General features: G+C 63.9%; 16 protein-coding genes. 10 read left to right on the top strand and 6 right to left on the bottom strand.

The window, feature by feature from the left end:
* Positions 1 to 28: 28 nt before the first annotated feature.
* The 3 genes from ACNFBT_RS16130 to ACNFBT_RS16140 are packed head-to-tail and all read left to right on the top strand — an operon-like array spanning position 29 to position 3,846.
* Positions 29 to 1,033 (top strand): transporter, encoded by a 1,005-nt coding sequence (locus tag ACNFBT_RS16130; RefSeq protein ID WP_416750965.1) that lies wholly within the window; start codon positions 29 to 31, stop codon positions 1,031 to 1,033.
* 18 nt (positions 1,034 to 1,051) lie between these two features.
* Positions 1,052 to 2,650 carry an outer membrane protein transport protein gene (locus tag ACNFBT_RS16135; protein ID WP_416750967.1) on the top strand — a complete coding sequence of 533 codons (1,599 nt, stop codon included), beginning with the start codon at positions 1,052 to 1,054 and terminating at the stop codon, positions 2,648 to 2,650.
* Between the two features lie 11 nt (positions 2,651 to 2,661).
* Positions 2,662 to 3,846 carry a MalM family protein gene (locus ACNFBT_RS16140; protein ID WP_416750968.1) on the top strand — a complete coding sequence of 395 codons (1,185 nt, stop codon included), beginning with the start codon at positions 2,662 to 2,664 and terminating at the stop codon, positions 3,844 to 3,846.
* Positions 3,847 to 4,020: 174 nt separating this feature from the next.
* Here the strand turns inward: ACNFBT_RS16140 and ACNFBT_RS16145 are convergent, their stop codons facing one another.
* From ACNFBT_RS16145 to ACNFBT_RS16170, 6 genes are all read right to left on the bottom strand, one after another.
* Entirely contained in the window at positions 4,021 to 5,007 is a 987-nt protein-coding gene (locus tag ACNFBT_RS16145) for an alpha-L-glutamate ligase-like protein (RefSeq protein WP_416750970.1), read from the bottom strand.
* A 3-nt stretch (positions 5,008 to 5,010) separates the two neighbouring features.
* Positions 5,011 to 6,546: an inactive transglutaminase family protein gene (locus tag ACNFBT_RS16150; protein ID WP_416750972.1), complete on the bottom strand. Its 1,536-nt coding sequence runs from the start codon at positions 6,544 to 6,546 to the stop codon at positions 5,011 to 5,013.
* A 4-nt stretch (positions 6,547 to 6,550) separates the two neighbouring features.
* Entirely contained in the window at positions 6,551 to 7,090 is a 540-nt protein-coding gene (locus tag ACNFBT_RS16155) for an ATP-dependent zinc protease (protein ID WP_416750973.1), read from the bottom strand.
* Between the two features lie 290 nt (positions 7,091 to 7,380).
* Positions 7,381 to 8,271, bottom strand: coding sequence for a DUF2950 domain-containing protein (locus ACNFBT_RS16160; RefSeq protein WP_416750975.1), 891 nt, complete (start codon positions 8,269 to 8,271; stop codon positions 7,381 to 7,383).
* A 10-nt stretch (positions 8,272 to 8,281) separates the two neighbouring features.
* A complete protein-coding gene (locus ACNFBT_RS16165) occupies positions 8,282 to 9,937 on the bottom strand; it encodes a DUF3300 domain-containing protein (RefSeq protein WP_416750977.1) in 1,656 nt (551 codons plus the stop codon).
* A gap of 161 nt (positions 9,938 to 10,098) precedes the next feature.
* Positions 10,099 to 10,917, bottom strand: a complete 819-nt coding sequence (locus ACNFBT_RS16170) for a pyruvate, water dikinase regulatory protein (RefSeq protein ID WP_152222596.1) — start codon at positions 10,915 to 10,917, stop codon at positions 10,099 to 10,101.
* Positions 10,918 to 11,082: 165 nt separating this feature from the next.
* Here ACNFBT_RS16170 and ppsA point away from each other — a divergent pair, with 165 nt between their 5' ends.
* The 7 genes from ppsA (at position 11,083) to sigX (ending at position 17,973) form a co-directional block, all read left to right on the top strand.
* Positions 11,083 to 13,452, top strand: a complete 2,370-nt coding sequence (gene ppsA / locus ACNFBT_RS16175) for a phosphoenolpyruvate synthase (protein ID WP_416750979.1) — start codon at positions 11,083 to 11,085, stop codon at positions 13,450 to 13,452.
* A 67-nt stretch (positions 13,453 to 13,519) separates the two neighbouring features.
* Complete coding sequence (locus ACNFBT_RS16180; protein WP_416750981.1) at positions 13,520 to 14,494, top strand: alpha/beta fold hydrolase; 975 nt, start codon at positions 13,520 to 13,522, stop codon at positions 14,492 to 14,494.
* A 105-nt stretch (positions 14,495 to 14,599) separates the two neighbouring features.
* A complete protein-coding gene (gene rraA / locus ACNFBT_RS16185) occupies positions 14,600 to 15,088 on the top strand; it encodes a ribonuclease E activity regulator RraA (RefSeq protein WP_152222602.1) in 489 nt (162 codons plus the stop codon).
* Between the two features lie 93 nt (positions 15,089 to 15,181).
* Positions 15,182 to 16,180: a zinc transporter ZntB gene (locus ACNFBT_RS16190; protein ID WP_416750983.1), complete on the top strand. Its 999-nt coding sequence runs from the start codon at positions 15,182 to 15,184 to the stop codon at positions 16,178 to 16,180.
* Between the two features lie 54 nt (positions 16,181 to 16,234).
* Positions 16,235 to 16,483 carry a CrfX protein gene (locus tag ACNFBT_RS16195; protein ID WP_416750985.1) on the top strand — a complete coding sequence of 83 codons (249 nt, stop codon included), beginning with the start codon at positions 16,235 to 16,237 and terminating at the stop codon, positions 16,481 to 16,483.
* 2 nt (positions 16,484 to 16,485) lie between these two features.
* Positions 16,486 to 17,310, top strand: coding sequence for a mechanosensitive ion channel family protein (locus ACNFBT_RS16200; RefSeq protein WP_416750987.1), 825 nt, complete (start codon positions 16,486 to 16,488; stop codon positions 17,308 to 17,310).
* A gap of 72 nt (positions 17,311 to 17,382) precedes the next feature.
* On the top strand, positions 17,383 to 17,973 hold the full coding sequence (gene sigX, locus ACNFBT_RS16205; RefSeq protein WP_416750989.1) for an RNA polymerase sigma factor SigX: 591 nt from the start codon (positions 17,383 to 17,385) through the stop codon (positions 17,971 to 17,973).
* The last annotated feature ends 49 nt before the right edge of the window (positions 17,974 to 18,022 follow it).

Here is an 18,022-nt window from a genome sequence, read left to right on the forward strand (position 1 = left end):
AATAAGAACAAGACCAGGGGATAGCAACATGAATTTGAAGGGGTTTGCGTGCGTTGCCGCTCTGGCTTTGCTGGTAAGCGCCGCCGCCATGGCGGAAGAGGCGACGTCCGAGGATGCACGCGATGCGCTGGCCAAGAAGGACACCGATGCCGACAGCGCCAAGGCGCTCGAGCAGGTGTTCCAGGCTACCGAGAAGAGCTACACCCTGCTCAAGAAGGGCGAGCGCCAGCTCACCTATGGTTTCGATTACTCGCTGATGCGCGACACCCGCATCCAGGCCGTGCGCAGTGGCCAGAACGTCTACAGCGTGCTGGCGCAGAGTGAGGCGCAGCACACCTTCACCAACTCCTTCACCTTCGACTACGGCATCTGGGACAACCTGACCTTCAGCATGCGCCTTCCGTTCGTGGCCAAGTACGACACCGAACGCGACATCCATGCCTACAGCCTGGGCGACATCTCCGCGACCCTGCGCTGGCAGCCTTGGGAGTCGCGCCGCGGGCGCCCGGTCACCACCCTCTACGCCACCCTCGGCCTGCCCACCGGCGACAGCCCCTACGACATGAACGTCGAGAAGGACGTCTCCACCGGCAACGGTTACTACAGCCTGGGCGTGGGCGCCAACACCTCCTACGTGATCGACCCGGTCGTGCTCTACGGCTCGCTCGGTTACACCTACAACATGCAGGTCGACAGCATCCACCAGACCCAGTACGGCGAAGAACTGGAGAAGGTGGTGCCCGGCGATACCATCAACTTCGCCATGGGCATGGCCTACGCGCTGTCCTACGACGTCTCGCTCGCCACCTCCTACCAGATGGCCTACTCGCTGAAGAACAAGTACTACTTCAACGACCGTACGGTGGAGGCGCCCGAGCAGACCAGCGCGATCATGAACTTCTCGCTCGGTTTGCGAACGTCACCTGACTACATCGTCAACGTGAACGCCGGTTTCGGTCTGACCGAAGACTCGCCGGATGTACTGCTGGGGCTGTCCCTACCCCTGGATATCCAAGGCCTCAAAGCCCAGTAACCGACGAGCGAACACCACATGACAATGCGCATTTCGCCACTCGCGTTGGCGATGGCAGGGGTGAGTCTTGGCTGGACGTCGCTGGCCTGCGCTCAACTGGCCAACGATCTGACCATCGGCAACCCCAAGGCGATGGCCATGGCCAACGCCGTCACCGCCGACTCCACCGGCATCGACGCGGTGCACTACAACCCCGCCGCGCTGACCAAGCTCAAGGGCCGGCAGACCCAGCTCAAGCTGGTCAGCGGGGTGATGGACATCCGCGCCGACTTCAAGGCGCCGCCGAACTATGGCGCCGCCGCCTTCGGGCTCGATGACGACCCGGTGGCCAACAGCAGCAGCCGCACCCTGACCCCGACCATGTACCTGCCGGGTCTGGGCGGGATGACCGACATGCCGTTGCTGGTGGCACCGCTGGCCGGGCTTTCGATCAATCCGCCGGGGTCGAAATTCACCTTCGCCACCAACGTCTACGCACCCCAGGCGCTGGGCTACTCGCGCGACTCCGACAGCGATCCGGCACGCTACGAAGGGCGCCGGGTGTCGCTGCAGCGCATCACCTACTTCTCGCCCTCGGTGGGCTACGAGATCAACGACACGCTTTCAGCGGGCCTGTCGATCGGCTTCTCGCACCAGGCGATGGCCCTGGATACCGACTTCCGCAACCCCGGCCTGCTCACCGGCCTGCTGCAGACCCTGCACGACACCACCTGCGTGCCGGGCGCGCAGGAGATCGTCGAGCTGGTGTTCAACGTCTGCGGTGGCCGCATCGGCCCCTACGACTCGCTGGCCAACCTGAAGCTGGACATGCAGCAGAGTCTCTCGCCGAGCTTCAACCTCGGCGTCCTCTGGGAGCCCCGCGACTGGTTCGCGTGGGGCGCGACCTACCAGAGCGAGTCGCGCATGCACCTCAAGGGCAAGTACCGGGTCGATTACACCAAGGACTGGCAGGGCTTCTGGTCGGGCCTGCAAGGCTCGATCTTCGGCGCCTTCCTGAGCCCGCTGTTCCCCTACGGCAACACGGACGAGGAGCACGGCGTGGCGACCATGAACATGGTCAACCCGGACAGCTTTTCCACCGGCATCAAGCTGCGCCCGTTCGACAAGTGGCAGTTCAACTTCGACCTGAAGTGGACCGACTACAGCGACTGGAACAAGCTGGAAATCGAGTTCGACAAGGAGCTCGATCTGCTGCGCATCGCCAAGAACTTCGCACCCAATGGCGCCACCGACCACAGCATCATCCTCGACCGCGGCTACCAGGACACCTGGAGCTACGCCATGGGCATGCAGTACGACGTCAACGACCGCCTGCAGCTGCGCGCCGGCTACGAGTACCGTCCTTCGGCGATCCCCAAGGACAAGGCCGACGCCCTGGTGCCGATCGGCGACGCCGATCTCTATGGTCTGGGCCTGGGCTACCAGTGGGACAAGGACACGGTGATCGACCTGGGCTTCAACTACTTCGTCTCCAAGCAGAGCATCAAGTCCGGTACCAGCTGCAACCTGAACTGCACCGGCATCGACAACCTGGTCTACAACCCCTATGCGGGGCTTGACGTCAGCACCACGGTGAAGGCCTATATCTTCGCCATGACGTATCGGACGACTTTCTGAGGGCATCGGACATGGGCAAGCGGACTCTGCTGACGGGCTGCCTGATCGCCGCCGGACTGGCCGCCCCGGCGATGCAGGCCGCCAGTGGGCGATACCTGTCCTGGGTGGACGACAATGGCCAGGTGCACAACACCTTCGTCGACGCCAGCTTCAGCCAGCAGCAACGCCAGGCCGACAAGCGCATCGACCAGAGCGACCGGGCACGCCAGCTCGACGTGTCCGGCACCCAGTGGCCGGGCGCGCAGCCGGCGGGGGAGAGCAAGCGCCGCTACTTCACCTGGGTCGACGCCCAGGGCAACATCCAGAACAGCTTCTACGCGGCCGGCCAGGTGCCGCCCGGCCGCGCCGACTACGTGCTGCCCAACGGCGACCACTCTTCGGAATACATCGATGCCGAGGCCTACGAGGACAAGGGCTTCGTCCGCAGCGAGAACGGCAACCCGTACTACACCTGGGTCGACGAGCAGGGCCGCATGCACAACTCGCCGATCAGCGCGGAGCAGCGGGCCGAAGCGTTCCGCCGGGGCGAGCAGGGTGGCAGCAAGGTTGCCTACACCGAGGGGCGGCAGATCGAGTTCAAATCACGCCCGCCGGAGCTGCCCGGCCTGGATGGCAGCGGCGAGCAGACTGATGCCATGAAGGCACTGCTCAAGGGCAGCGGCAAGACCCTCGACGATCTCTACCAGGACCTGCAGCGTCGCTGCTGCGAGCAGATGGCCGATGGCGACTTCACCGAGCTGAGCGCGGAAGAGCCGCGCTATGAAGAGCTGAACAAGTTCTCCCCGAGCTTCGACTTTCCCATGGGCAAGAGCTACTTCGTGGCGATGAAGCTGCCCAGCTCACAGCGGGTTTACGGCCTGCGTGTACGCAGCTTCGCCAACCACCAGGTGGTCTATCCGTCGCTGCTGTTCCTCGACGAGCGCAAGCGCCCGACCCGCTTGGTGAGTGATGCGGTGTACAAGCTCAACCCGGAAACCTGGTACCGCTACGCCTTCATCGAAGGCACGGTGCCGGTGCGCGCCAACCAGGGCGAGCGTTACGTGTTGCTGCTCACCACGGATGAGGATCGCAGCCTGCAGACCCTCGACAACAAGCCGTACAAGCGCCCGCTGGAGAACCTGGCGGTGAACGAGGCGGGGATGAAAGTGCGCGAGCATGGCGACCAGGGTGGGTTCGAGTTGGCGGTGGTGCGCTGATCCGTTGCACCGGATAGCCCTTCGTAGGAGCGAGCTTGCTCGCGAACCGCCCAACACCGAAGTCACCGAGGAATCCGTTCGCGAGCAAGCTCGCTCCTACAGGTGCCGCCCTGCCTTTCGCGGCCCCATGAAAAAGCCCGGCAATCGCCGGGCTTTTTCATGGGGCAGGACGCCTTAGATTTCCTTCGGCCGAACGTGCCCGAACAGCTGCTGGGCGAAGCGCACGCGCTCCTCCACGGTCTCCTTCACGCCCTGGGCTTCCATCTCAGCGATGTGCGCCTCGACGGCATGGGTGCGCAGGGTCAGGCCACAGTCGTTGGCGATCTGGATGTTCAGCCCGGGGCGGGCGTTCAGTTCGAGAATCAGCGGGCCCTTGTCCTGGTCCAGCACCATGTCCACGCCGATGTAGCCCAGGCCGCAGAGCTCGTAGCAGCCGGCGGCGAGCTTCATGAAGCCGTCCCAGTTGGGCAGTTGCACGCCGTCCACCGCGTTGGTGGTGTCCGGGTGCTTGCTGATCTTGTTGTTCAGCCAGGTGCCGCGCAGGGTCTGGCCGGTGGCCAGGTCCACGCCCACGCCGATGGCGCCCTGGTGCAGGTTGGCCTTGCCGTTGGACTGGCGGGTCGGCAGGCGCAGCATGGCCATCACCGGGTAGCCCAGCAGCACGATGATGCGGATGTCCGGCACGCCTTCGTAGCTGATGCTCTTGAAGATCGGGTCCGGGGTCACGCGGTATTCGATCAGCGCGCGGTCGCGGTGACCGCCCAGCGAGTACAGGCCGGTGAGGATGCTCGACAGCTGGTGCTCGATTTCCTCGTGGCTGATGATCCGCCCGGAGACCGACTTGTAGCGGCCCTCGAAGCGGTCGGCGATCACCAGGATGCCGTCGCCGCCGGCGCCCTGCGCCGGCTTGATCACGAAGTCGTTACGCTCACCGATGATCTCCGGCAGACGCTCGATCTCTTTCTCGGTGGAGATGATCCCGTACATTTCCGGTACGTGGATGCCCGCCTCGATCGCACGCTGCTTGGTGATGATCTTGTCGTCGACGATCGGGTACAGGTGCCGCTTGTTGTACTTGAGCACGTAGTCCGCGTTGCGCCGATTGATGCCCATGATGCCGAGGGCGCTCAGGGCTTTCCATCGCTTGATCAGGCCGAACATGGCTTAGTCCTTGAGGAAGGCTTTGAAGCGGAACAGTTCGGTCAGGCGGTATCCGCGGTAGCGACCCATCGCCAGCATGAACGCCACCAGGATCAGCAGCACGGCCGGGAAGGTGAACACGAAGTACACCAGCTCCGGAATGCGCATCAGGATGTGCGCCAGGGCGGCGGCGACCAGGGTGCCGATGGCGGCCTTCATGGCGTGCGCGGCACCGCGCTCTTCCCAGGTGATCGACAGGCGCTCGATGCTCATGGTCAGGATCACCATCGGGAACAGGGCCACCGACAGGCCGCTCTCGAAGCCCAGCTTGTGGCTGAGCAGGCTGATGGCGGCGATCATCACCACCACGAAGGTCAGCACCACCGACAGGCGCGGCAGCATCTGCAACTTCAGGTGTTCCAGGTACGAGCGTAGCGACAGGCCCAGCGCGGTAATCACGGTGAACAGGCCGATACCCCATTGCAGGCCGGTTTCGCGGAAGGCCAGGGCGATCAGCACCGGGGTGAAGGTCCCCAGGGTCTGGATGCCGATCAGGTTGCGCAGCACCAGGATCACCAGCACGCCGAACGGGATCATGATCATGATCTGGAAGGTCTGCTGGGTGGACAGCGGCAGGCCGTACAGCGAGTACTCGAGGAAGGCCGCGTCGGTGTTTTCGTCCGAAAGCTTGGCCAGGCGGATGGCGTTCATCTCGCTGCTGTTGAGGCTGAAGTTGACCTGGGCCTTCTTGCCGCCTTCGATGGACAGCAGGCTTTCATCACCCAGCCACCAGATCAGGCGGTCGGCGGGCAGGCCGCGCTCGCCGCTTTCGGGGTTGAAGTACAGCCACTCCTTGCCGTTGTAGCTGCGCAGCCAGAGTTCGGGCTGCTGCGGCTGGTTGGCCACCAGGCGGATGGTGTGCACGCGCTCCAGCGGCACGTGGGCGACGGCCAGCAGGGTCTCGACCACGTGGGAGCGTTTTTCCAGGCTGGTGTCGCCGGCCAGCAGCAGCTTGACGTTGTCGTCGTTGAGGTTGTTGGCGCGCTTGATGGCTTCGCTGACGAAGGTCTCGACATCCGCCGAATGCTGGCGGATGGGGGCGATCAGGGCCTCGGCGGCGATCTTTTCCGGGCCTTCCAGGGGCAGGCTGTCACGGAAGATCGGGCCTTTTTCCTTGGGCTTCTCGCCAGCGGCGCCGGTGTAGCGCTTGGTCAGCACCAGGCGGTAGTAGAGCGTCTGTTGGCCGCTGGCGCGACGCGAGGACCAGGTTACCTTGCGGTTGCCGTCGGCGCGGTTGATGCCCACGCCGTAGTTGTTGGACACGAAGCTCTCGTTGAGGCTGACGTAGTTCTGGCTCAGCGGCGGCACGAACATCTGCACCTTCACCGGCGTCTTCGGCGTGGCGACGAACTCGACCTTGGCGTCGACGTTCCACAAGTCGTCGGTCTCGGCCTCGCTCATCGGGATGCCGAGGATGAAGATCTGGTAGGCGGTGATCGCGACGCCCAGCGTCAGCAGGATGGCGATCAGGACCTTCAGATGCAGGGTAAGAGAGCGCATGGGATTACTCGGCAGGTTTCGCTACGGGTTGGCAGCCGGGTTTGCCGGCGGCGTATTTCAGGCTTGGGTCGACCAGGGCGCCGAATCGCTTGAGGGCGTCGGAGCCGATCAGCAGCGGGTATTGGAAGGCACTTCGGTCGGTAAGGTTCACTTCGATGGTGCGTCTGATCTTGCCCATGCAGACGTCCAGCTCGATCACCGGGCGTGCGGTATAGGCCTTGCCCTCGTCAGGGTCGTAGTCGCCATGGCGGCGCTTGATCTTGCTGATGCGTGCCAGGGGCTTCTCGATGGGCTGGCTGTCGGCGGTGTCGGTGGCCAGGTAGAAGCGTACCCAGGTCTCGCCGTCGCGCTTGAAGCGCTTGATGTCGCGGGCGCTGAGCGAGGCGGTCTTGGCGCCGGTGTCCAGCTTGGCGGCCAGCTCCAGACTCAGGTCGTCGATGCGGGCGTACTCGTTCAGACCGTAGACAGTCTTGCCGGCAGCGGCGCTGACGCCGGAAAACAGAACGATGCTCAGGAGCAGCAGGGCAGTGGGCTTGAGTCTCATAGATCTTGATGAGTGGGTGGCCGCAAAGCCTTGGAAAAGAAGGTGTCCCGGTCGTCTCCCGCGCTCGGGCAGGGCCGGCTCGCCACCAGGCAGGGCCCAGAGACGCCAGGCAATAGCGCGGCGGATTCTACCATGTGGTTTTTACGTGGCGACAGTCGGTTGGTCTGTTGGCAGGGTATTTGTTGCTGGCGTGTGGCGACCGTCCCATGCGTACTGGACGCACGGGCGCGGTCGCCGCACTCGTTTCCCCAGGTCTTGGCAGCCTGGCCGCCACTGACGAGCGCGGAGGCTCAGGGGCTTTCCGGAGCCTTGACTTCGTTCCAGCTGCTGTCGGGGTCGAAGCGGGTCATCTTCAGGGCGATCTTGTCGCCATTGGGCCCCAGGTTCTTGGAGAAGATCTCCCCGTCGTGGCTGATCATGAAGCTCATCACGCCGCTGTCGCCATAACGGACCGGCCAGGCGATCAGGGCGAAGCCACGGGTCATCTTGCCGCCGATCAGGTAGTCATAGGCGCCGCCGGGTGCAGAAGGACCCTGGGCGGTAAGTATCCGATAGTGGTAGCCGTGCCAGCCGCCGTCCGGGAGTTCGTCGCCGAACAGGGGGCCGAGCGGGCTTTCCTCGCCGTCTTCCTCCTCCGGCCAGTACAGGCCGTCGTGGCGACCGTCGCTGCTGACGAACTTCTGCGCATATTCCAGTATGCCGTCGCCATTGCGGTCGACCTCGGCAAAGTCCATTTGCGCATCGTGGTAGGCCTGCACCGCGTTCACCGCCGCTTCTTCGTTGCTGCCGATTCGGCGGATGCGAATTTCCTCACCGCCCGCCTTGGCGTTGAAGGCCCAGCCCTGCTTCTCGTGCAGGATCGGCAGGGGCAGCGTCCAGGGATCGTCGCCGACCACCAGGTGGGCGCGCTCGGGGCTGTCTTTCTCGATCTGGTGCTTGACCTTGTAATGCGCGAGGAAGGCGTCCACTTCCTCCCGCTCGATGCCTTCGAGTGGGATGTAGTTGCGCCAATCCTTGCCGAGCAGGGCGGCCAGGCGTTCAGGGTCAGCCTTCTGGGTGCCGAGCGCGGTGATGAAGGCGTCGGCGGCGGCTTCCGGCGTGGGGAAGGTTTCCTGCGCCAGCAGGCTGCAGGGCAGTGCGCCCAGGAGGGCGAGCGCCAGTAGGCGCGATGCGAAATGCATGACTCGTCTCCTATCGGCGCCGTCCGCCGCCGGATGGCGCGCGAGCTGGACGTTGTACGGTGTGGCCGGCGCGTGCCGCCTGCGGTCGGCTGGCGACGGCGCGGCTGGCTTGTCCGCGGTTGGCGAGTTCACGGGATTGCCTCGGGTTGTTGGCTCCGGCGAAGGCGTTGTTTCGCGGCGCCTGGGTCCTGGCGCGCTGCTGGCGGGCCTGTTCGCGGATTTGCGCGTTGTTCTGCGCCCGTGGCCGTTGCTGTGCCTGGGCGCTGCGGTTCTGCGCGACGTTTTGCGCGCGCTGGCGGGCATCAGGGTTGTTGCCCAATTCGCGGGTGGCGGCCTGCGCACGCTCGCGGGCCTGCTGGTTGTCGCGCAACTGATTGCCTTGCTGGGCGCGCTGCAAGGCTTGCGGGTTGTCCCTCAGGTCGCGGGTGGCGGCCTGGGCGCGATCGCGGGCCTGGGCATTGTTCATCGCCGGCGGCTCGATGCCGCGCTGGGCGAGGCTTTCGCGAGCCCTGGAGCGTTCCTCGGCTCGGGCGGAGTCGAAGCCGCGCAGTGCCTCGCGCTGGTCGCCACCGGCCAGCCGGCGGTTGTACTGCTCGCGGCTGGCGGCATCGCGGTAGGGCACGCCGTTGCGGTAGGTGGGGTCATGGCGCCAAGTGGCGCGGTTGCTGCCGTTGATCTGCCGATTGCCGTTGAGTTCGCGGTTGACGTTCCGGTTCACGTTCCGATTGCTGTTGAGGTTGTTGTAGTGCTCGACATCCACATCGATCTCATGGTCGTCCCAGTCGCAGTCGCCCCAGAGCGAGTTGACGATGGCCACGCCCGCGCCGAACGCAAGGCCAGTGGCCAGCGCGGTGGCGACGGGGTACTGGTATTGCGGAGGTGGCGGATAGTAGGTCGGCGGGCTGGAAGGGTAGGCCCAGGTGCCATAGACCTGGTTGGGGTTGTAGCTGGGAACGTAGACCACCTGCGGGTTGGTCGGCTCGATGATGATCGTCTGCGAGGGGGCAGGCTGTTGCACGACCACGGTGTCACCGCTGGGGGGCGGCGCAGCCGGCTTGATGCTGATGGTCTGCTGTTCGTTGGACTTCAGATTGCCGGCGGCCTGGGCCTGGCGGCGCAGGCGCTGGACGGAGTCCATAACGGCGTCGGGTTGGGCCAGGAAGGCATCGCCGACGCGCTGTACCCAGGCGGGGTCCTGTTCCAGCGTGGCCAATACGACGGGGAAGGCGACCAGCGACTGGACGCTCGGGTCCCACGGCTGGTTGGCAACCTGCTTCACGGCTTCATCGCCGCTGACGCCGGGGTGGGCCTTGGACCAGGCGGCCGCATCGGCCACGTTGCCCGGGTAGGTGGCGGCCATCAGCACCTGGGCCAGCAGGGAGTCCGGGTACAGCGCCAGCGGCGCGAGCATCTGGTCGAGCTCTTCGGCGCTGAATACTGCCTGTGACGTTTTTGCCGGAGCGGCCGGGGGCGCCGCGGTCGCGGAGGCGGGCGCAGGAGGCGCTGCTGGCGCGGCTGCCGGCGCGGGTGCCGCAGGTGCCGCAGGTGCCGGTTGGCTGGCGGCCGGAGCGTTGGGGGCGGCGGCCTTGGCGTTGGGCGGTTCACTCTTGTCGCAGCCGGCCAACGCCAGCAGGGCGGCCAGAATCAGGTGCTGACATTCTCGCATGGCGCTCTCCTTTGCCTGTGCCGGGGAATGCCCGACCCGCTAAAAATGCCACGGGCAAATCTCGGGTCTACAGAATGATAGGCGGGTTGGCGAGAGGCTGCAGAAAGACTAACGGCCGGGGATGCCGGCCGTCGATTGAGGGTATTTCGAGAGTGGGGTGGCTACTTGAGCCGGCGCTCCACGCCTTTCTCGACGAGGATCTTGGCGGAGATCTCTTCCACCGAGAAATGCGTCGAGTTGATGTAGGCGATGTTCTCGCGGCGGAACAGGTTCTCCACCTCGCGCACCTCGAACTCGCACTGGGCGAAGCTGGCGTAGCGGCTGTTGGGCTTGCGCTCGTTGCGGATGGAGGTGAGCCGGTCGGGATCGATGGTCAGGCCGAACAGCTTGTGCTTGTAGGGCTTGAGCGCATTGGGCAGCTGCAGGCGCTCCATGTCCTCCTCGGTCAGCGGATAGTTCGCTGCGCGGATGCCATACTGCAGTGCCATATAAAGGCAGGTCGGGGTCTTGCCGGAGCGCGATACGCCCACCAGGATCAGGTCGGCCTTGTCGTAGTAGTGGGTGCGGGCGCCGTCGTCGTTGTCGAGCGCAAAGTTAACTGCGTCGATACGCTCCATGTAATTGGAGTTGTGGCCGATGCTGTGGGATTTTCCGACGGAATACGACGAGTCTGCGGACAATTCCTGCTCAAGCGGGGACAAAAACGTCGAGAAGATGTCAATCATGAAACCGTTGGATTGCGCAAGGACCGAACGGATCTCGCGGTTTACGATGGTGTCGAAGATGATCGGGCGTGCCCCGTCCGCCTCGGCAGCATTGTTGATTTGCTGTACCATGACGCGCGCTTTTTCTTCGGTATCGATGTAAGGTCGCGTCAGTTTGACGAAGTTGATGTTCTCGAACTGCGCAAGAAGGCTCTGGCCGAGGGTTTCGGCAGTAATGCCGGTGCCGTCGGAAATGAAGAATGCAGTTCGTTTCATATGCGCTGCGGGCCTTAAGGTAGGAACGTTTCTTGGCTATGATAGGCCGCGCGTTTGCAAGGCCCTTTGCCGGGGCATTCTTACTCATTTTTCTGGCCCGGGCCAGAAGAGTGGCGCCGCACCGGCCCGTACGACCTTTTCCAACACCTTAGTGGAGAGATCACCTTGGTAGAGTACGTAGTTTCCCTCGATAAGCTCGGCGTCCATGATGTCGAACGTGTGGGGGGCAAGAACGCATCCCTGGGCGAAATGATCAGCAACCTCGCCGGTGCCGGCGTTTCCGTACCGGGTGGTTTCGCTACCACCGCCCAGGCCTACCGTGACTTCCTCGAGCAGAGCGGCCTTAACGATCGCATCCATGCTGCGCTGGACGCTCTCGATGTGGATGACGTGAATGCCCTGGCCAAGACCGGCGCGCAGATCCGCCAGTGGGTGATGGATGCCGAATTCCCGGCCCAGCTCGACGCCGATATCCGCAAGGCCTTCATCGAAATGGCCGGCGGCAATGACAACATGGCTGTTGCCGTACGCTCCTCGGCGACCGCCGAAGACCTGCCGGACGCCTCCTTCGCCGGCCAGCAGGAGACCTTCCTGAACATCCGTGGCGTGGACAACGTGATCCGCGCAGCCAAGGAAGTCTTCGCCTCCCTCTTCAACGACCGTGCCATCGCCTACCGCGTGCACCAGGGCTTCGACCACAAGCTGGTCGCCCTGTCCGCCGGCGTGCAGCGCATGGTCCGCTCGGAAACCGGCACCGCCGGCGTGATGTTCACCCTGGACACCGAGTCCGGTTTCCGTGATGTGGTGTTCATCACCGGCGCCTACGGCCTCGGCGAGACCGTGGTGCAGGGTGCAGTGAACCCCGACGAGTTCTACGTCCACAAGCCCACCCTGGAGGCCGGTCGCCCGGCGATCCTGCGTCGCAACCTGGGCAGCAAGGCCATCAAAATGGTCTATGGCGAAGAAGCCAAGGCCGGCAAGTCGGTCAAGGTGGTCGATGTGGAGAAGGCCGATCGCGCGCGCTTCGCCCTGTCCGACGCCGAAGTGACCGAGCTGGCCAAGCAGGCCCTGATCATCGAGAAGCACTACGAGCGTCCGATGGACATCGAGTGGGCCAAAGATGGCGACGACGGCAAGCTGTACATCGTCCAGGCCCGCCCGGAAACCGTGAAGAGCCGCGTCAGCGCTAACGTGATGGAGCGCTACCTGCTCAAGGAAAAGGGCAAGGTCCTGGTGGAAGGTCGCGCCATCGGCCAGCGCATCGGCGCGGGCCCGGTGAAGGTGATCCATGACGTTTCCGAGATGGACAAGGTCCAGCCGGGCGACGTGCTGGTCTCCGATATGACCGACCCGGACTGGGAGCCCGTGATGAAGCGCGCCAGCGCCATCGTCACCAACCGTGGCGGCCGTACCTGCCACGCGGCGATCATCGCCCGTGAGCTGGGCATTCCTGCTGTCGTCGGCTGTGGCAACGCCACCGCGGCGCTGAAGGACGGCCAGCGCGTGACCGTGTCCTGCGCCGAAGGCGACACCGGCGTGATCTATGAAGGCGAACTGGGCTTCGACATCCGCCAGAACTCGGTCGACGCCATGCCCGATCTGCCGTTCAAGATCATGATGAACGTCGGCAACCCGGACCGCGCCTTCGACTTCGCCCAACTGCCGAACGAAGGTGTGGGCCTGGCCCGCCTGGAGTTCATCATCAACCGCATGATCGGTGTGCACCCCAAGGCGCTGCTGAACTTCGCAAGCCTGCCGGCGGACATCAAGGACAGCGTCGAGAAGCGCATCGCCGGTTACGACGATCCGGTCGGCTTCTATGTCGAGAAGCTGGTCGAGGGCGTCAGCACCCTGGCCGCCGCCTTCTGGCCGAAGAAGGTCATCGTGCGTCTGTCGGACTTCAAGTCCAACGAATACGCCAACCTGATCGGCGGCAAGTTGTACGAGCCGGAAGAAGAGAACCCGATGCTCGGCTTCCGTGGCGCCTCGCGCTACATCAGCGAGTCCTTCCGCGACTGCTTCGAGCTCGAATGCCGCGCGATGAAGAAGGTTCGCAACGAGATGGGCCTGACCAACGTCGAGCTGATGGTGCCGTTCGTGCGTACCTTGGGCGAAGCCTCCCAGGTCGTCGACCTGCTGGCCACCAATGGTCTGAAGCGTGGCGAGAAGGGCCTGCGCGTCATCATGATGTGCGAACTGCCGTCCAACGCCCTGCTGGCCGATGAGTTCCTGGAATTCTTCGATGGCTTCTCCATCGGCTCCAACGACCTGACCCAGCTGACCCTGGGCCTGGACCGTGACTCCGGGATCGTCGCGCACCTGTTCGACGAACGTAACCCGGCGGTGAAGAAGCTGCTGTCCAATGCCATCCAGGCGTGCAACCGCGCAGGCAAGTACATCGGCATCTGCGGCCAGGGCCCGTCGGACCATCCGGACCTCGCCAAGTGGCTGATGGAGCAGGGCATCGAGAGCGTGTCGCTTAACCCCGACTCGGTCCTCGATACCTGGTTCTTCCTTGCCGAAGGCCAGTCCTGACGGTTCCTTCACCATCTGAGAAAAGGGCGGGTGATTTCACCCGCCCTTTTTTGTGCCAGCCGATTCCATGCAAAGCAGCAGTCAACTCTTTCCCGTTGCGCTCCTGAGCGCAGAGTTCCGCGGTGACCTCACCGAGGACGTGTACCGCTTGAAACCGGGCAACAGCCCCGACTCCAGCGTCGAACTGGTGCTCACCCGTCTCGGGGGGCGCGACGGCCCCCGTGGTGTGCCGGTAATCCTCTTGCACGGCAGCTTCTCCAACCGCCGCTTCTGGTATTCGCCCAAGTGCATCGGCTTCGGCCCGTACCTGGCGCGTGCCGGCTTCGACGTCTGGATTCCGGAAATGCGCGGGCACGGGCTTTCTCCGCGTAACCAGGACTACGACCGCAACCGCGTGGCCGACTACGCCCGATTCGACCTGCCGGCGATCGCCAGCTTCGTCGTCGAGCAGTGCGCCCAGGCGCCGCACTGGATCGGCCATTCCCTGGGTGGCATTACCCTGGCGGCGGCGCTCGGCGGCGGCTATCTGGAAGAGGGGCAGGCGGCCAGCGTGGCGCTCTGTGGCAGCCAGATCAGCCGCACTTACTGGCCACTCAAGCTGCCGCCCGTGGCCTGGAGCGGGCGCTTCCTGCTCAAGCGCATGGGTGGCCTGTCCGGCTCCAGGCTCAAGCGCGGTCCTGAAGACGAACCGCTTGGTCTCGCCCTGGAAACCCTGCGCTGGTACAGCCTGTTCGGCCGCTTCGGCGAGAAGGACAACGACTGGTGGGGTGGTCTGCAGAACGTCAATGTGCCAGTGCTCGCGGTGGCCTCCGACGGTGACTACCAGGACCCGGCCTGGGCCTGCCGCCAGCTGCTGGAACAGTTTGGCTCCGAGGTCCGGGAATACCTGCGCCTGGGCAAGCGACACGGATTCTCCGAAGACTTCGGCCACGTCGAGATGCTGATCAGCAAGGGGGCGCAGCGTGAAGTCTGGCCTCTGCTGCAGCATTGGCTGGAGCAGGGTGCGTTGCCGGCCGGGCAGGGCGCTCTGGCGCAGGCTTGAGCGTTCCTCGTCGGCGCCGTAGCGGGTAGACTGTGACGCCAGTGAGCCTTTCGGTCACGTCAGGGCCGGATTGCCTTATCCGTTTTCATCAAGAGGAGCGTCTCCATGCATTACGTCACCCCCGATCTGTGCGATGCCTATCCGGAGCTGGTCCAGGTCGTCGAGCCGATGTTCAGCAACTTCGGCGGGCGGGACTCCTTCGGTGGCGAGATCGTCACCATCAAGTGCTTCGAGGACAACTCGCTGGTCAAGGAGCAGGTCGAGAAGGACGGCAAGGGCAAGGTCATGGTGGTGGATGGCGGTGGCTCGCTGCGCCGCGCGCTGCTCGGCGACATGCTGGCCGAGAAGGCGGCGAAGAACGGCTGGGAAGGCATCGTGGTGTACGGCTGCATCCGTGACGTCGACGTGATCGCCCAGACCGACCTCGGTGTGCAGGCGCTGGCCAGCCACCCGATGAAGACCGACAAGCGCGGCATCGGCGATTTGAACGTCGCGGTGACCTTCGGTGGCATCACCTTCCGCCCGGGCGAGTTCGTCTATGCCGACAACAACGGCATTATCGTTTCGCCTAAGGCGTTGAAAATGCCGGAATAAATCGAACCTCCGAGCTCGGTTCGAGTCAATGCCGGAAGCGAAGGCTTCCGGCATTTTTCATGGAGCGCCCCAGGGGCGAACGCGGGAGAGGGCATGCAGGCATACGAAAGTGGCACCGAGCGCGGCTTGATCGACGGCTTCGTGCTCGATGGGCGTGGCGGCGCCCGGGAGGTCTCCCGCAATGAATTGCCGCTGCTGGATCTCAAGCCCGAGGAAAGTCTCTGGGTGCACTGGGATCGTGGCGTCCCGGAAGCGCAGAGCTGGCTGCGCGAGTCCAGCGGACTCAATGAGTTCGCCTGCGACCTGCTGCTGGAGGAGGCGACCCGTCCGCGCCTGGTCGATCTGGGCGGCGAGCGCCTGCTGCTGTTCCTGCGGGGTGTGAACCTGAACCCCGGAGCGGTGCCGGAAGACATGGTATCGCTGCGCGTCTACGCCGAGTCGCAACGGGTGATTTCCCTGCGTTTGCGCCCGCTCAAGGCAGTGGCCGACCTGCGCACCGACCTCGCGGCCGGGCGCGGCCCGAAAACGGCCTCGGAAGTGGTTCTGTACCTGGCGCACTACCTCACCGACCGGGTCGATACGCTGATCGGCGGCCTGGCCGACCAGCTCGACACCATGGAAGAGGCCATCGAGGAGGACGAGCGCAGCATTCCCGACCAGCACCAGTTGCGCACGCTGCGCCGGCGCGCCGCCGGGTTGCGGCGGTATCTCTCGCCCCAGCGCGACATCTACGCGCAGATGATCAAATTCAAGCTGTCCTGGGCGGTTGCCGATGACGCTGACTACTGGAACGAGCTGTACAACCGCCTGACCCGGAACCTGGAGGAGCTGGAGCTGATTCGCGAGCGCATCAGCCTGATTCAGGAGGCCGAACATCGTCGAATTACCGAACGAATGAACCGCACCATGTATCTGCTTGGTATCATTACCGGCTTTTTCCTGCCCATGAGCTTCGTGACGGGGCTTCTGGGTATCAACGTCGGCGGTATTCCGGGGCAGCAGGCGCCTTATGGTTTCGCGCTGGCCTGCCTGCTGATCGGCGGCATCGCGGCGTTCCAGTGGTGGGTCTTCCGCCGCCTGCGTTGGCTCTAGGTGTGACTTTTGAGGTGGTGGGGGCGTCAAGCACCTCACACAGGCGAGGTGCGTATGCACGACCCATTTGAAGAATCCTTGCGCGATCTGCTGAAGATGCCGCCGGAGCAGCCGGGCGATGACTCGCGCCTGGATCGCGTGCTCAAGACCGCCAACCGGCAGGTCGGCGCGGGTGATCTGTTCAGCATGATGGGCCATTGGCTGGAAGCGCTGTCCATTGGCGTCACCCGCGGTGCCGCTCACCTTGCGCCCGTTTCGCGCCGCGTGCAGAATTCCGCCCCTTCCGCTGACAAGGCCGATTGAACATGCAATTCGACATCTGGACGCAAAGCCTGCTCACCGCCATGAACACCCTGTGGGGCAAGCTGGCCGGGTTCATTCCGAACCTGCTCGCCGCGCTGGTGATCGTGCTGCTGGGCTTCATCGTCGCCAAGCTGCTCGACGCGCTGCTGTCCAAGCTGCTGGCCAAGCTGGGCCTGGACCGTCTGATGGCGGGCACCGGCCTGACCAAGCTGATGTCCCGCGCCGGTATCCAGGTGCCGGTCTCGACCCTGATCGGCAAGATCATCTACTGGTTCGTCCTGCTGGTGTTCCTGGTCTCCGCCGCGGAGTCGCTGGGTCTGCAGCGCGTTTCCGCCACCCTCGACATGCTCGCGCTGTACCTGCCGAAGGTCTTCGGCGCTGCGCTGGTGCTGATCGTCGGCATTCTCCTCGCCCAACTGGCCAACAGCCTGGTGCGCGGCGCCGCGGATGGCGTCGGCCTCGAATACGCCAATGGCCTGGGGCGTGTCGCCCAGTGGCTGGTCATCATCATAAGTATCTCGGTGGCCATCGGCCAGCTCGAGGTCAAGACCGACCTGCTGAACTACATCATCGCTATCGTGCTGATCACCATCGGCCTGGCGGCGGCGCTGGCCCTCGGCCTGGGCAGCCGGGAGGTCGCCGGTCAGATCATCGCGGGCATTTATGTGCGTGAGCTGTACCATGTCGGGCAGCAAGTGAAAGTCGCGGATGTCGAAGGCATCATCGAGGAAATTGGTACCATCAAGACTATCCTGCTGACGGATGAGGGCGAGCTGGTGTCCATCGCCAACCGCATCCTGCTCGATCAGCGAGTGACCAGTCGCTGAGATGATGACCGATCGCCGATGCCGCTCCATGGGGGTTGCATCGGCCGCTGACATGACCTGGCCCGACCCGACTTGAACACGCCGCAATCACTGCCCTTGCGCTACGACCCGCGCCAGCTCACCGATGAGGAGCTGGTGGAGCGTTCTCATGCGGAGCTGTTCCACGTGACCCGGGCCTATGAAGAGCTGATGCGCCGCTACCAGCGCACGCTGTTCAATGTCTGCGCCCGATATCTGGGCAATGACCGGGACGCCGATGATGTGTGTCAAGAAGTGATGTTGAAGGTTCTGTATGGTTTGAAGAACTTCGAGGGCAAATCGAAGTTCAAGACCTGGTTGTACAGCATCACTTACAACGAGTGCATTACCCAATATCGGAAGGAGCGGCGCAAACGGCGATTGCTTGATGCGCTGAGTCTGGATCCGGTGGAGGAGGCTTCCGAAGAGAAGTCTCCGAAAGTGGAAGAGCGTGGTGGGCTAGACCGATGGCTAGTTCATGTCAATCCCATTGATCGGGAAATTCTGGTGTTGCGATTCGTGGCCGAGCTCGAATTCCAGGAAATCGCCGATATCATGCACATGGGGTTGAGCGCCACCAAAATGCGCTACAAGCGTGCACTCGATCGATTGCGGGAAAAGTTTTCCGGTGTGACGGAATCTTAGTTTAGGAAATATTGTCTCTTTGACGGGGAAGTTCTGATAAACTTGCCCA

The sequence above is a fragment of the Pseudomonas sp. NY15181 genome, assembly GCF_048068055.1.
Classification (GTDB): domain Bacteria; phylum Pseudomonadota; class Gammaproteobacteria; order Pseudomonadales; family Pseudomonadaceae; genus Pseudomonas.